This is a genomic window from Enterobacteriaceae bacterium Kacie_13, assembly GCA_013457415.1.
Taxonomy (GTDB): Bacteria; Pseudomonadota; Gammaproteobacteria; order Enterobacterales; family Enterobacteriaceae; genus Rahnella.
This window is the reverse complement of record CP045665.1, coordinates 2,611,121-2,624,714: the sequence shown is the minus strand read 5'-3', so window position 1 is coordinate 2,624,714 and position 13,594 is coordinate 2,611,121. Positions and strand designations below refer to the sequence as shown.

At 52.4% G+C, this 13,594-nt stretch carries 11 protein-coding genes; 7 read left to right on the top strand and 4 right to left on the bottom strand.

Going from position 1 to position 13,594, the window contains the following annotated elements:
* Window positions 1-155: 155 nt before the first annotated feature.
* From GE278_11880 to yecC, 6 genes are all read left to right on the top strand, one after another.
* On the top strand, window positions 156-878 hold the full coding sequence (locus GE278_11880) for a FliA/WhiG family RNA polymerase sigma factor (GenBank protein QLK61422.1): 723 nt from the start codon (window positions 156-158) through the stop codon (window positions 876-878).
* 54 nt (window positions 879-932) lie between these two features.
* Entirely contained in the window at window positions 933-1,439 is a 507-nt protein-coding gene (gene fliZ / locus GE278_11875) for a flagella biosynthesis regulatory protein FliZ (protein QLK61421.1), read from the top strand.
* A gap of 177 nt (window positions 1,440-1,616) precedes the next feature.
* The gene (locus GE278_11870; GenBank protein QLK61420.1) at window positions 1,617-2,627 is read left to right on the top strand and encodes a D-cysteine desulfhydrase; all 1,011 of its coding nucleotides are present in this window, start codon (window positions 1,617-1,619) and stop codon (window positions 2,625-2,627) included.
* Between the two features lie 176 nt (window positions 2,628-2,803).
* On the top strand, window positions 2,804-3,604 hold the full coding sequence (tcyJ, locus tag GE278_11865) for a cystine ABC transporter substrate-binding protein (protein QLK61419.1): 801 nt from the start codon (window positions 2,804-2,806) through the stop codon (window positions 3,602-3,604).
* A gap of 70 nt (window positions 3,605-3,674) precedes the next feature.
* Window positions 3,675-4,343 carry a cystine ABC transporter permease gene (tcyL, locus tag GE278_11860; protein ID QLK61418.1) on the top strand — a complete coding sequence of 223 codons (669 nt, stop codon included), beginning with the start codon at window positions 3,675-3,677 and terminating at the stop codon, window positions 4,341-4,343.
* The gene (gene yecC / locus GE278_11855) at window positions 4,340-5,092 is read left to right on the top strand and encodes an L-cystine ABC transporter ATP-binding protein YecC (GenBank protein ID QLK61417.1); all 753 of its coding nucleotides are present in this window, start codon (window positions 4,340-4,342) and stop codon (window positions 5,090-5,092) included. Before tcyL ends, yecC begins: the two co-directional genes overlap by 4 nt.
* 1,006 nt (window positions 5,093-6,098) lie before the next feature.
* Here the strand turns inward: yecC and GE278_11850 are convergent.
* Complete coding sequence (locus tag GE278_11850) at window positions 6,099-7,019, bottom strand: L,D-transpeptidase family protein (protein ID QLK61416.1); 921 nt, start codon at window positions 7,017-7,019, stop codon at window positions 6,099-6,101.
* A 481-nt stretch (window positions 7,020-7,500) separates the two neighbouring features.
* On the opposite strand from GE278_11850, the gene GE278_11845 reads away from it, so the two are divergent.
* Window positions 7,501-7,995, top strand: a complete 495-nt coding sequence (locus GE278_11845) for a DUF523 domain-containing protein (GenBank protein ID QLK63278.1) — start codon at window positions 7,501-7,503, stop codon at window positions 7,993-7,995.
* Window positions 7,996-8,112: 117 nt separating this feature from the next.
* Here the strand turns inward: GE278_11845 and GE278_11840 are convergent, their stop codons facing one another.
* The 3 genes from GE278_11840 to GE278_11830 all read right to left on the bottom strand — a co-directional run bounded on the left by GE278_11840 (window position 8,113) and on the right by GE278_11830 (window position 13,464).
* Window positions 8,113-8,766, bottom strand: a complete 654-nt coding sequence (locus GE278_11840) for a hypothetical protein (GenBank protein ID QLK61415.1) — start codon at window positions 8,764-8,766, stop codon at window positions 8,113-8,115.
* Between the two features lie 238 nt (window positions 8,767-9,004).
* Window positions 9,005-11,122, bottom strand: a complete 2,118-nt coding sequence (locus GE278_11835; protein ID QLK61414.1) for a TonB-dependent siderophore receptor — start codon at window positions 11,120-11,122, stop codon at window positions 9,005-9,007.
* Window positions 11,123-11,505: 383 nt separating this feature from the next.
* On the bottom strand, window positions 11,506-13,464 hold the full coding sequence (locus tag GE278_11830) for a glycoside hydrolase family 3 protein (GenBank protein QLK61413.1): 1,959 nt from the start codon (window positions 13,462-13,464) through the stop codon (window positions 11,506-11,508).
* Between the last annotated feature and the right edge of the window lie 130 nt (window positions 13,465-13,594).

The window sequence follows — 13,594 nt, the reverse complement described above, 5'->3', positions numbered from 1 at the left end:
AAATTGCGCTATTTTGATCGGCGACAAAAGGGCAGCGACAGGTCGATGTTCGAGACATAATCAAAATAGCCGCGCTTTTTTGTCCTTATTCTGCCGATTGAACAGGGTTTCCACTGTCACAATGCTACAGACCCTTAATTTTACAGGTTACGACAGTGAGCGATCTGTATACCGCCGACGGCGTGATAGACAAAAATTCTTTGTGGCAGCGCTATGTTCCCCTGGTGCGCCACGAAGCCCTGCGTTTGCAGGTACGGCTTCCCGCCAGCGTAGAGCTTGATGATCTACTGCAAGCGGGGGGGATTGGCCTGTTGAATGCGGTTGAGCGATTTGATGCGATGCAGGGCACGGCGTTTACCACGTATGCCGTTCAGCGTATTCGTGGCGCGATGCTTGATGAGTTGCGCAGCCGCGACTGGGTGCCGCGCAGCGTGCGACGCAATGCGCGTGAAGTTTCTCAGGCAATGCATCATGCAGAACAACGATTAGGGCGTCCGCCGAGCGAAGGAGAGGTGGCGCAGGCGCTGGATATTCCCATCGAGGAATACCGGCAAATATTAATGGACACGAACAGTAGCCAGTTGTTTTCTTATGACGAGTGGCGTGAAGAGCACGGCGATTCAGCCGAGGCATTGATGGAAGGGCACGAAGAGGCCAACCCGTTACATCATCTGTTGGAGGGCAATTTACGCCACCGGGTGATGGAAGCCATCGATGCGTTACCAGAACGGGAAAAGTTAGTCCTTACGCTTTACTACCAGGAAGAGTTGAATTTAAAAGAGATCGGGGCAGTGCTGGAAGTCGGGGAATCCCGGGTAAGCCAGCTGCACAGTCAGGCGATTAAGCGATTGCGAATGCGCCTGGCCAACGACCACTGATCCGCTTTTTCCTGGCCGGTTATACATTTTATGTCCCTTATCAGGAATAAATTTATGCCAGCGGGAATCAAAACAAGGCCTTTAAGCCGTTATCTTAAAGATTTTAAACATAGTCAAACTCATTGCTCACAGTGTGCAAAAGAACTCGACAGGATGGCACTGGTGTTTCGCGGGCAAATCATCAATAAAGAGGCCATCGCCAAGATGGACCAGCCTATTGATGACGACGTGTGGCACAACCTGTCGCAAGAACTGACCGCGCTGTGTCGTTTTTGCAGTGAGATTAGCTGTAACAGCCATTCGTCGTATTTCGACATCATGGCGTTTAAGCAATATCTGTTTGAACAGACTGAAATGAATCACAGCACGGTGCGCGAGTACGTTGTCCGCCTCCGCCGTCTGGATGAGATTTTATCTGCCAGCAACTATCCTCTCGATAAACTGAAAGGGGAGAGTATCCATCAGCGCATCATCAGTGATGTGCCGGTGGCGGCGCACGATAACTACCGTATTGCCCTGCGCAAATACGATCAGTATCTGGCCTGGCAGAAATCCGCCTGAGTCCGTTTCGCACAGAATGACAATGAAACACCCTAAACAGGTTCCTCCGGGAGCCTGTTTTTTTGTCTCCAGTTTGTATACATTCTTTATATACTTAATCATCAATATCATTTCTTATCCTAATAATTCATTTTTACGGTTTCGCTCAGCCGTGCGGCTGCGCGTCAGGGGAACACTGTGCCTGCTCAAATTTCATTACTTAAAAACCGGCTGGATGCCTTTGATCGTCTCGATTTACTGGGCAACAGCACGCCGCTGGAAAAATTACATCGCCTTTCAGAACACGTTGGCCGCGACATATACATCAAGCGTGACGACGTCACTCCGCTGGCGATGGGCGGTAACAAGCTGAGAAAGCTGGAATATCTGGTTGCCGATGCACTGGCCGAGGGGGCGGATACGCTGGTGACCGCCGGCGCTATTCAGTCAAACCACGTGCGCCAGACCGCCGCCGTGGCTGCAAAGCTCGGGCTCAAGTGCGTCGCGCTGCTGGAAAACCCGATTGGCACCGCTGAGGCAAATTATCTGACCAACGGTAACCGTCTTTTGCTGGACCTGTTTAACGTTGAAGTGGTGATGTGCGATGCCCTGTACGATCCGATGGCGCAGCTGGCTGAGCAGGCAGAGCGTCTGGAAGCACAGGGTTTCCGTCCTTACGTGGTGCCGGTCGGTGGCTCAAATGCATTAGGCGCGCTGGGCTACGTGCAGTGTGCGCTGGAAATTGCAGAGCAGTCTTCCGCCAGCTTTGTGGATTTCAGTGCCGTAGTGGTGGCGTCCGGCAGTGCCGGTACACATGCCGGTCTGGCGGTGGCACTGAGCCATCTGATGCCGGATACCGCCCTGATTGGCGTGACAGTGTCACGAAAAGCGCATGAGCAACGTCCGAAAGTGGAAGCGATCGCCCGGGAAGTCGCTGCCCAATTGCAGCTGGAAGAAAACGTTCCACCGATTATTTTGTGGGATGAGTACTTCGCGCCGCGTTACGGCGAGCCGAACGAAGCGGGTATGGAGGCGGTTAAACTGCTGGCCGAACAGGAAGCGATGTTGCTCGACCCGGTATACACCGGTAAAGCAATGGCGGGTTTACTCGATGGCATCGAACGCGGACTCTTCCCGGACGACGGCCCGATCCTGTTTATTCACACCGGCGGAGCGCCTGCGCTGTTTGCCTATCACCCGTTTGTATAGGCATCACATATCGCTGTGATGGGTGGAACGGATCGTTTTGATGGCTTAAAGTGTGCTTATTCCATTTTGAGCTAAGATTATAGAATTATATTCCTGATAACTGATGCAACGGGTGCTACTGTGCGCAAATCCATAGGGTATATAACGTTTTATAATTAACTATAAATGAGGTGAATATGGGTTTTTCTACACTGCGTCGTCGTTTATTACTGGGTGCTGTGGCAGTGACATTGACCGCTGGTATGGTCAGCAACAGCTTCGCCGATGAAGGTTTGTTAAAGAAAGTTAAAGATCGCGGCACGCTGATCGTCGGGCTGGAAGGAACCTATCCTCCATTCAGTTTCCAGGGTGAAGATGGCAAACTGACGGGGTTTGAAGTGGAATTTGCAGAGGCGCTGGCGCAGCACATGGGCGTAAAAGCCAGGCTGCAACCGACCAAGTGGGACGGCATGCTGGCTTCGCTGGAATCCAAGCGTATCGACGTCGTCATCAATCAGGTAACCATTTCTCCAGAGCGTCAGAAAAAATACGATTTTTCTACACCGTATACCGTTTCCGGTATTCAGGCGCTGGTGAAGAAGGGCACAGAAGGGTCGATTACTAAGCCTGAAGATCTGAAAGGCAAAAAAGTCGGCGTGGGTCTGGGAACCAACTACGAACAGTGGCTGCGTGCCAACGTGCCTGGCGTAGATGTCCGTACTTATGATGATGACCCGACTAAATATCAGGATCTGCGCGTAGGCCGCATCAACGCGATTCTGGTTGACCGTCTGGCAGCATTGGATCTGGTGAAAAAGACCGGTGATACGTTAGCCGTTGCAGGCGCACCGTTCTCCCGTCAGGAATCCGGCGTGGCCATCCGTAAGGACAACCCGGAACTGCTGGCTGCGATCAACACTGCAATTGCCGAAATGCAGAAAGACGGCTCACTGACCAAGATTTCTGAGAAATGGTTCGGGGCTGACGTTACCAAATAATGCTCGTCGTACCGGGAGCTGATTTTGCTCCCGGCACTTTAAGTGCAAACATCCAAAAGGTCTTTATCGGATGCAAGAAAGTATTCAACTGGTGCTGGATTCAGCACCATTTTTATTGAAGGGAACCCTGTTTACGCTCCAGCTAAGTATTGGCGGGATGATTTTCGGGTTATTACTGGGCTTTATACTGGCGCTGATGCGCCTTTCGCGTTTCTGGCCGCTGTCATGGCTTTCACGTTTTTACGTGTCGGTATTTCGTGGTACGCCGCTTATCGCGCAGCTGTTTATGATTTATTACGGCCTGCCGCAGTTTGGCATTGAGCTGGATCCTATTCCGGCCGCCATGATCGGCCTGTCGCTTAATACGGCGGCTTACACCTCTGAAACCCTGCGTGCGGCGATTTCTTCGATTGAAAAAGGGCAGTGGGAAGCCGCCTCCAGCATTGGCATGAACCACTGGCAGACGCTGCGCCGCGTGATTTTACCGCAGGCCGCTCGTACCGCGCTGCCGCCGCTCGGCAACAGTTTTATCGGTCTGGTGAAAGACACCTCGCTGGCTGCGACTATTCAGGTGCCGGAGCTGTTCCGTCAGGCGCAGCTGGTGACCTCGCGCACGCTGGAAGTGTTCACCATGTATCTTGCCGCCTCGATAATCTACTGGGTGCTGGCGACCGTTTTATCTTTCCTGCAAAACCGTCTGGAAGACCGTGTTAACCGTCAGGATCAGGAGCCTTCATGAGTACCATTGACGTTAAGCAACTGACTAAGAAATTCAACGGCCAAACGGTGTTACACGGTATCGATTTACAGGTGAACGCCGGTGAAGTGGTGGCGATTATCGGCCCGAGCGGTTCAGGTAAAACTACGCTGCTGCGCAGCATCAATCTGCTGGAAGAGCCGGACGGTGGCACCATCAAGGTCGGTAAAATCGAAATTGACGGTAATAAGCCAATCAGTAAGCAGAAAAATAAAGTCCGCGAGCTGCGTCAGCAGGTGGGGTTTGTGTTTCAGAACTTCAATTTGTTCCCGCACCGTTCTGTGCTGGAAAACATCATTGAAGGCCCGGTCATCGTAAAAGGTGAACCGAAAGAGAAAGCGATTGCCGCCGCGCGAAAACTGCTGGAAAAAGTCGGCCTGAGCGGTAAAGAGGATGCCTACCCGCGCCGTTTGTCCGGCGGGCAGCAGCAACGTGTGGCGATCGCCCGTGCGCTGGCGATGGATCCGGAAGTCATTTTGTTCGATGAACCGACGTCTGCGCTCGACCCCGAGCTGGTCGGCGAAGTCCTCAACACCATTCGCGCGCTGGCGCTTGAACACCGCACTATGGTGATTGTGACCCATGAGATGAGCTTTGCGCGTGATGTCGCGGACAGGGCGATCTTTATGGATCAGGGGAAGATCGTGGAGCAGGGGCCAGCGAAGGAGTTGTTCTCGAATCCGCAGCATGCGAGGACTAAACAGTTTCTGGAGAAGTTTCTCGCACACTAAATTCAAGACCTTGGGTTGCCACCCAAACTGGCCTTAAGGTCAAGACCTTGGGCTGCCGCCCAAATCCAACGTCAAGACCTTGGGCTGCCGCCCAAACCCAACGTCAAAACCTTGGGCTGCCGCCCAAACTGGCCCAAAGGACGCGTAAACGCGCGCCCTCTGGACTCCCGCGTTTTTTAAAACACGTGCCGTGCAACCCGGCTCTGTTTCAGAAACGCCTGCTATTGCCGCAAAATCCCGCCGCTGCGCGGTGCCCTCCGTTCGGGTTACAACCCGCGCAAAAACGCGCGGTTTTCCACCTCTCCTCCGGCGCGATTTTTGAACGCGGCCAGAAGCTTTTTAGGTCACAACTTGACCCGCTCAGATCATTTCAAAAAAATAAATAATTAAAATTACTCAGGTTTTTTCTATTAAAATGGTGGGATGGCGCGATAAAAAAAACCTGCTGAACGGAGCGGCTTCGAGACCTTAGGCTCGAAGACCGAGAGAAGGCACCGCGTAGCGGCAGGGTTTTGCGCCACACGCGGAAGTACCAGAACACGGCCATCGTTCCAGCGAAAGCGTGTTTGAAAAAGCGGGGAGGGATCCAAGGGAGGGAAAGCACTTCCCTCCCTTGGTCGGTTTCGGCGCGAAACGTCCTGTGATCACTGCAATTGAGAAACCGAAACTTTCTCGGTCTTTTTAAAGCCGGATTGCGCGGCAGCCGCAATTAAGAAACCGAAACTTTCTCGGTCTTTTTAAAGCCGGATTGCGCGGCAGCCGCAATTGAGAAACCGAAACTTTCTCGGTCTTTTTAAAGCCGGATTGCGCGGCAGTTGCAATTAAGAAACCGAAACTTTCTCGGTTTTTTTAAAAGCCGGATTGCGCGGCAGCCGCAATTAAGAAACCGAAACATCCCCGGTCTTTTTAAAGCCGCCATTGGACGCAAGTCCAAAAAAATTCCAAAAAAAAGCCCCGAAAAAATTTCGGGACTTTCCAAAGTCTCACGCTAACTACGCCTCAACGCTTAGTTGATTTGCACCGGCATGCCTGCACGCATCTCAATTGCGCGCTGAACTACAGTCTGATTCACACTTGGATCCATTGCTACGGCGTTGGAGCTGCCCGTCAGGCTGATTGGAATTGGCTGCTGTGAATCAAATTCTTCCTGATTGGAAGACAACGGGTTATGGATCTCAACATAACGCTTGCCGTCTGGCTCTACGGTGGCTTTTACCGGCTCGTTAATGAACTGAACACGGGTGCCTTGTGGCACGTTGTCGTACAGCCATTTGATGTCAGCATCACGCAGACGCACACAACCGTGGCTGACACGCAGGCCGATACCAAAGTTTGCATTGGTACCGTGAACCGCATACAGGCGGCCTACGTACAGCGCGTAGAGACCCATCGGGTTGTCCGGGCCGGCAGGGAAGACGGCAGGCAGAAACTCGCCGCGGGCTGCATATTCTTCATGCATTTTTGCCGTCGGGGTCCATGTCGGGCCGGCTTTCTTACGCTGGATAGTGGTCACCCAGTTCAGCGGCGTGTCTTTGCCCAGTTCACCAATACCGATTGGCAGAACGACAACGGTATTGCTGCCTTTCGGATAATAGTACAAACGCATTTCTGCGCTGTTGATGACAACACCTTCGTGCGGCGTATCCGGCAGGATTAACTGCTGCGGAATAGTCAGCACGGTGCCAGGGGTTGGCAGGAACGGGTCAACGCCAGGATTAGCTTCAAGCATGTTGCTCAAACCCATCTGGTATTGCGCTGCAAAGTGTTCCAGTGGCAGGCTGCTGCCCTGCGGAACAGTGACCGTAATATTTTCACCGACCAGACGACCATTGTTCGCCGGAAGAGGATATACCACAGCAAAAGATGCCTGGCTGTACGCAGCAACTGCCAAAACCAGGGTAACTATCGCGCGAATGCTCATTTTCATATTTTCGTTGGTCGTTAATGCCACACTGGCAGTTGTTGTCAGAATGTTGATTTCCCCCCGGTACGCTTACCACCGGAGAGACACGGTACTTTCACAGAGCACTTTAATGAGACTCAGTATGCGTAACGAATCACATTTCAGGGCCGCTAATTATAAGGATTTATTGCCAACAGGCCAAAGCTTTCTCATGCTGTTCGAAAAGTTCCCTGTCCCGAACGCATTTTTTGCCGGGTCCTGCACAATTCCTTCACATTTAACCGCTTATTTACGATAAAACCGCACCATGACCTGCGTGGGGAGAAACGCTCCCTGCGCTTTATTGCTACGCAGCCTGTTACGGGCTGTTTTAGTTCAATATCGCAATCACGCCCCAAAATACTTGTTGTCCGGGGTCATGTTCGCGATGGTAATATTCATGAGTAGACCCTTCGTATTAACCAGGAATAATCCGGGTATTCCATTGCCCTGATATACGATGACGATGATAAATAAAATACTGGTAAGTGCTTGTCTGGTGGGATTCAAAGTCCGCTATGACGGAAGTGAGAAAGCACAAATGCTTGATCAGTTGCGTCGCTGGCAGAAAGAGCAGCGTCTTGTGATCCACTGCCCTGAACTGGCTGCCGGGTTACCCACGCCACGTCCCCCGGCTGAGATTGTTTCTGCTGCGGGTAAAGACGGCATGCCGGAGCAGGTAAGAATATTTGAAATTACGGGGCAGGATGTAACCGGGCAATATCAGCTCGCCGCCTGGCTGGCGCTGCGGGCTGCACAGGAATCAGGTTGCACCGCTGCGCTGTTAACCGACGGCAGCCCAACCTGCGGTAGCCAATTTATCTATGATGGTTCATTTAGCGGCAAGCGTAAGGCAGGTATGGGAGTCGCAGCATCCCTGCTTACTGAACATGGTATCGCTGTGTTTTCGCAGAACAGGCTTGCCGATCTCATTGCCTGGATTGATGAGAAAGAACGCTGAACCTATTTTTTCATTGAGATACGAAGAGAACGAGCCTCCGGGCAGTGAAAAGGCGATGCCGAAGCACATCTCTCCAGCGTAAATACAGTGTCTTACGGGTAATGTCAGAGGGAATAGTTATGTTTTGGGGCAGCCAGTGACTTGCGGGTAATTGCGACATACCAGATTGAGTTTGTATTTAGGCTCGAAACCTTTATCCAGCATGCATTGCTGAACAATAGCCGCTTTGCGTAGCGTTGGTACGTAAGACACCGAGCCCAAAGGTTGCGGATAACCACACTGATACATTACCGCCAGTGCTTGTTTGTCGTTTTCAACTTTATGAGAAAAATGCTGCGAAGCTCCCATTTTACGCCAGGTAATCAGGGAATATATGGTTACGCCAGAATCCGGCTTAATCGGATGAAACCCTCTGTCTGCGACAAAAGGCAGCGCTTCCAGCTGGCTCTGACTTAAGGGATGCCCCTGCTCTTGTTCAAGGCAGGCTGGTGTATCATGGTAAATACGAATGCTGCAAATCTTGAATCCGTCTTTACGGGTAAACCCCATATTCTCCATGCATTGGTAATAAAGAACTGACTCATTATCTGTTTTAGGGATATCGGGGCCAGGGAGTTGTACGCCGCATTTACCCATTGCGATGCGCACGCCGTCGACGTCCGTATCAGGACGCTGCCACTGTGTCAAATCCGGTGCCGGGGGACATCCTGTCAGCAGGAATACCGCCGTTGTCAGCAGAGGTAAAGTCATCAGAGCCGATTTTCGGAACATTAAAATCCTTTATTTATTATTGTCTCAGGTAGCCGCCATACTGCCCGTATTGATCCTCTGCGACAACATTGTTCAGGCCTGTTCAGTTGGCTCAAATTCTTCAGCCACAAGCTCCATTGATTTTCAATAAGATCCTTCACGTTCAATAAATGCTTTATTCTCTTCTTTCCAGTCGCGGAGGCTGAGGTCTCCAACTCCCCCTGTGCAGGGGGAGGGAAAAACCCTATAACTACCGCTATCAGAAATCGTAACCCACGGTGGCGACAACGGTACGTTCCTGACCCCAGTAGCAATAGCTGGTGCCATAACAGGCTGCGACGTATTTCTTATCAAACAGGTTGTTGGCGTTCAGCTGCACGTAGGCACCTTTCAGCTGCGGATTGAACTGCACCAGATTCATACGCAGTGAAGCATCGACCAGCGTGGCGGAAGGCATGTGCTGCGTGTTCTCGTTATCCGCCCACTGTGTACCGATGTAACGCACACCCGCGCCCAGATCCACACCGACCGGCGTCTTATACTGACCCCAGATGGAAGCCATTTGCTTTGGTGTGACGTATGGTGTGTTGCCGTTGTTCTGGCTGGCATCGCGGATACGGACTTTGTTGTAAGTATAACCGGCCATCACGTTAAAGCGCTCGGTAACCTGTTTCTTGGCTTCCAGCTCCAGACCCTGAGAACGGATTTTACCCGCTGGCTCGTAATAGCTGCCGACCACTACGCGGTTACCCACGTCGTCCTGCGTCAGGTCATACAGTGCCGCGGTGTACATATCGGATGTACCGACCGGCTGGTATTTGATCCCGGCTTCGTATTGCTCACTTTGCATTGGTTTGAGCAGAGTGCCGTCTGCGCCTGGCAGGGCAGAAGGTGTCATTGCCTGGCTGTAGCTGACGTAAGGAGAAATCCCGTTATCGAAGGCATAAAGCAGGGACGCGCGGCTGTTGAAGTGGCTGTCTTTGCGCTCGCTGTGGCTGTCGGTGCCGTAGATGCTTTCGTAGCTGCGGCTGTCGGTTTTCAGCGTGTCATAACGGCCGGACAGAGTCAGGAACCACTTGTTCCAGCTCATTTCGTCCTGCAGATAAGTGCCCATTTGCTCGTAACGGTTTTTGCCGCGCGAGTGGCTGTAATAATCCAGCGTATCGATGCCGACACCGGTGTACGGGTTCAGGGTCCCGGCAGTCGCGCCATCAGATTTCAGATCGTTCACGAAATGTGAATAGTCGAAGCCCAGCACCACTTTGTGCGCCAGTTCGCCGGTGGCGAAATCTGCTTCGAGCTGGTTATCAATCGCGAAAGTATCCAGAGAGGATTTCTCTCCGGAGTAATAGCGGTTCATCAGCGTGCGATCTGCGTTCCAGCCTGCCTGATACACCTGATCCAGTTCGGTATTGGAGTGAGTGTAGTTAGCGTTCTGACGGAATGACCAGACGTCATTAAATGCGTGCTGGAATTCGTAACTGTAGATCTGCTCCCAGCGTTTGAACTGGTTGCGATCCGTTTCGCCGTCGAAGAAACCCCGGCTCAGCTTCTGGCCGTACAGGCTGCCGTCGGCAGGCACTGCGGCGTGATAACCGCCGGACGGATCTTTTTGCAGGTAAGCGCGCAGTAACAGCGAAGTATTTTCATCCGGCTGCCACATAAGCTGCGGGGAAATCGCATAACGTTCTTCGCGCTGATGGTCATACTGGGTATCACTGCTGCGGGTCATACCGGTCAGGCGGAATGCCCACTGGTCGTTGATCGCATTGGTGTAATCGAATGCGCCGCCCTTGGTATTTTGTGTGCCGCCGGAAAGCTGGAAATGACCTTCTTCAGCGAACTGCGGACGTTTGGTCGTTTCAACCACCACACCGCCGGGAATGCTCTGGCCGTAAAGGGCAGAGGAGGGGCCTTTTACCACATCAATACGTTCGAGGAACCACGGATCAACCTGAATGGAGTTATAGCTTGCGCCATCGCTTAGAATACGCAGGCCATCGAGGAAAGTGTTGTTGACATCGCCGCCGTGGAAACCACGCAGGGAAATGGTGTCATAGCGCGTTGCGCCGCCGGCAAAGTTAGTGAACACGCCCGGCGTGTAGTTCAGCGCTGCGTTGACCGTCGTGGCATTTTGGTCGGTCATCTGCTGACGGGTTACGACCGAAACGGCCTGACCCGTGGTGATCAGCGGCTGGTCGGTTTTCGTCGCACTTTTTGATGTTTTAGCACTGTAACCCTGCGTCGGTGCATCAGCAGTATCGGCCTGTGATGCCTTGATAACTACTGTATCTTCTGCGGCCAGAGAGGAAGCCGGAACGGCAACGGCCATGGCGCACAAAAGCACCGAGCGTTTGAGGGGAAAAGCCAACAACATAGTAATAATCCCTATAAATAACCCGATTAATTATCGAGTAATTAATTGATGCGTGTGTAAATAAACCCGGAAGCCAACCACGTTCCGCACGAAAACCCGGCCCAAACAGGCAGGGTATTTACGAAAACGAGACGAATGTTAAACTTAATGATAATTGTTATCATTATTATTTTACAAATTCAAGTGAACTTTATTCAAAAAGTGTGAAGTGGCGACATTTTATCCGCATGAAAATCATGGGTTTTGTTGTTTTTCGTTGAGCGCGGTAGAAGGAGGGAACGGAGTGAAGATATCAACCTGTAGGTTATTAAATTTATGCGAAGGGGACTTTTCAGAAGAAACGCTGCCACGCGAATGCCGTGACAGCGCAGACGCTGAGAGGATTATCGCGCCAGCCCAAACCCGATATCAAACAGCGGAGAGTCACTGTCATGGGGCATATCCGACTGCTGTTTCAGCACCGCCTCCATAGACGACGGCAGCTCGAACGGCAGTTTGCCGGTAAAGGCTTCGCCGCTGGTGAGGCGGGTAAACAGCACAGTATCACTGACGCCAAAATTCCCCACGATGGCTTTGGCTTTATCCTTCACGTTGCTCAGAATCGCTGGCCGATCGAGATACACCGTCACCACCGTCGGCACATGTTTGCTGGCATTCTCGATCGCCTGATAATCGGCATTATCTCCGGTAAAGACCAGCGATCCCTCATGATGACGCTTACCGAAGAACCACGCCTGATGCAGTTCCTCATACGGGGCTTGTGTGCGGATGAGCGCCACATCGGCTTTCTCCGGTGAATCCACCACAGTAAATCCGGCAGCTTCAGCGGCTTTCGGTGCGATACCGTACAGCCAGATTTTCTGGCTTTTCTTAAGCGGTAAAATATCGGCGGTATTTTGTAGCAGCACCAGCGAATGGCCTTGCGCGGCGTCGGCTTCTTTCTGCCAGTCCGCGCGACCCACAGTTTCTGTCGCTTTCTGCACATCGACGTACGGATTTTCAAACAACCCAGTCTGGAATTTCTGTTCAAGAATACGTATCACCGATTCGTTCAGGCGTTCTTCGGTAAGCTGTTTTTCTTTAACCGCATTGACCAGCAACTGCGAGTCGGTTACGCCACCGAACTGATCCACACCCGCTTTGACGGCTTTGACGAACCGTTGCTGTGGCGTCAGATTTTCGACTCCCCATGACATCCCGCCTGGCACCGGTTCTTTACCTTCCGGCGTACCGTTGGTGCAGACGTCATCGCAGGTGCTGGTGATCAGCCAGTCGCTGAGGATCACGCCTTTGAATCCGTATTGCCCGCGTAAAATATCGGTCAGAAGCTGATGGCTGAAGCCTGCGCCGACCTGTTCCAGCGGTTTACCTTCGATGGAGACATTTTTCAGGATTGAGTAGGTGGGCATCACGCTGGCGACGTTGGCTTCAAACGCGCCAGTGAACGGATAGATGTGTTCTTTGAGGTTGTTGCCGGGAAAGACGGCGTTTTTGCCGTAGACGTTGTGGCTGTCGAAACCGTTTTCAGCCGCGCCATAGCCGACCCAGTGTTTGACGACCGAAATGACGCTGCCCGTGTTCAGGCCGTCCGCGCCGTTTTGCATCCCTTCAACGTAGCCGCGCACCATATTGTGAACGCGGGTCGGGTCTTCGCCGAAAGTACCGCTTATCCGTGCCCAGCGTGGTTCGGTCGCCAGATCCGCCTGCGGCGACAACGCTTCACGAATGCCGACGGCCAGATATTCCTGACGGATAATATCGGCATAGCGACGGGTGACTTTTTCATTACCGATCGCGGCCAGTCCCAGGGTTTCCGGCCATTGAGTAAATTTGCCGGAAGAGGTGCTGGCGCCGATCAGATATTCGAACGAGTTACGCGGGTCGCTGCTGAGGGTAACAGGGATGCCCAGCCTCGTGGTTTCGGCGATTTGCTGGAGTTTATTGTTTTCTTCCGCCATCACCGCCGGGTCTTCCGCCGACAGTCGGGTGATCAGGCTGTTGACCCTGGCGCCTTCGATCATTTTTCTCGCAGCAGCCATATCATAATGGGTGCCCGCGCCAATCGGGCTGTTGGCCGTCGGTGCCGAGCCGTGCATCATCACCCCCGCTTTTTCTTCCAGCGTCATGCGTTTGACCAGATCTGCTGCGCGCTCTTGCGGCGTCAGCCGCCAGTCCTCATAGGGTTCAAGTTTTCCGGAATGATTCAGATCTTTAAACTGCAGGCCATCGACGGTCAGCAGCGTCACTTCACGCTGGCTGAGTTCGGGCTGAGTGTTGTCGGCAGAGGCCGTCGCTGAGAGAAGAAGGGCAGAAATGGCAAGGCTGAGAGGTGTGATTTTCATTATCATCCTTAATGATTGATATATATAAATACTCAATATCGGATCAATACTCTATTTGCCGGATGGATGCTGCGATCGGGTTCGCAATTAAATCGAGGCTGCCCTCCGGCAGCCTTTTCTGTGTATCCCA

Coding starts and splice junctions, on each gene's coding strand:
- GE278_11840 (QLK61415.1), bottom strand. CDS start 8,766: ATGTTCCGAAAATCGGCTCTGATGACTTTACCTCTGCTGACAACGGCG.
- GE278_11835 (QLK61414.1), bottom strand. CDS start 11,122: ATGTTGTTGGCTTTTCCCCTCAAACGCTCGGTGCTTTTGTGCGCCATG.
- yecC (QLK61417.1), top strand. CDS start 4,340: ATGAGTACCATTGACGTTAAGCAACTGACTAAGAAATTCAACGGCCAA.
- tcyL (QLK61418.1), top strand. CDS start 3,675: ATGCAAGAAAGTATTCAACTGGTGCTGGATTCAGCACCATTTTTATTG.
- GE278_11845 (QLK63278.1), top strand. CDS start 7,501: ATGATAAATAAAATACTGGTAAGTGCTTGTCTGGTGGGATTCAAAGTC.
- GE278_11830 (QLK61413.1), bottom strand. CDS start 13,464: ATGAAAATCACACCTCTCAGCCTTGCCATTTCTGCCCTTCTTCTCTCA.
- fliZ (QLK61421.1), top strand. CDS start 933: ATGCCAGCGGGAATCAAAACAAGGCCTTTAAGCCGTTATCTTAAAGAT.
- GE278_11850 (QLK61416.1), bottom strand. CDS start 7,019: ATGAAAATGAGCATTCGCGCGATAGTTACCCTGGTTTTGGCAGTTGCT.
- tcyJ (QLK61419.1), top strand. CDS start 2,804: ATGGGTTTTTCTACACTGCGTCGTCGTTTATTACTGGGTGCTGTGGCA.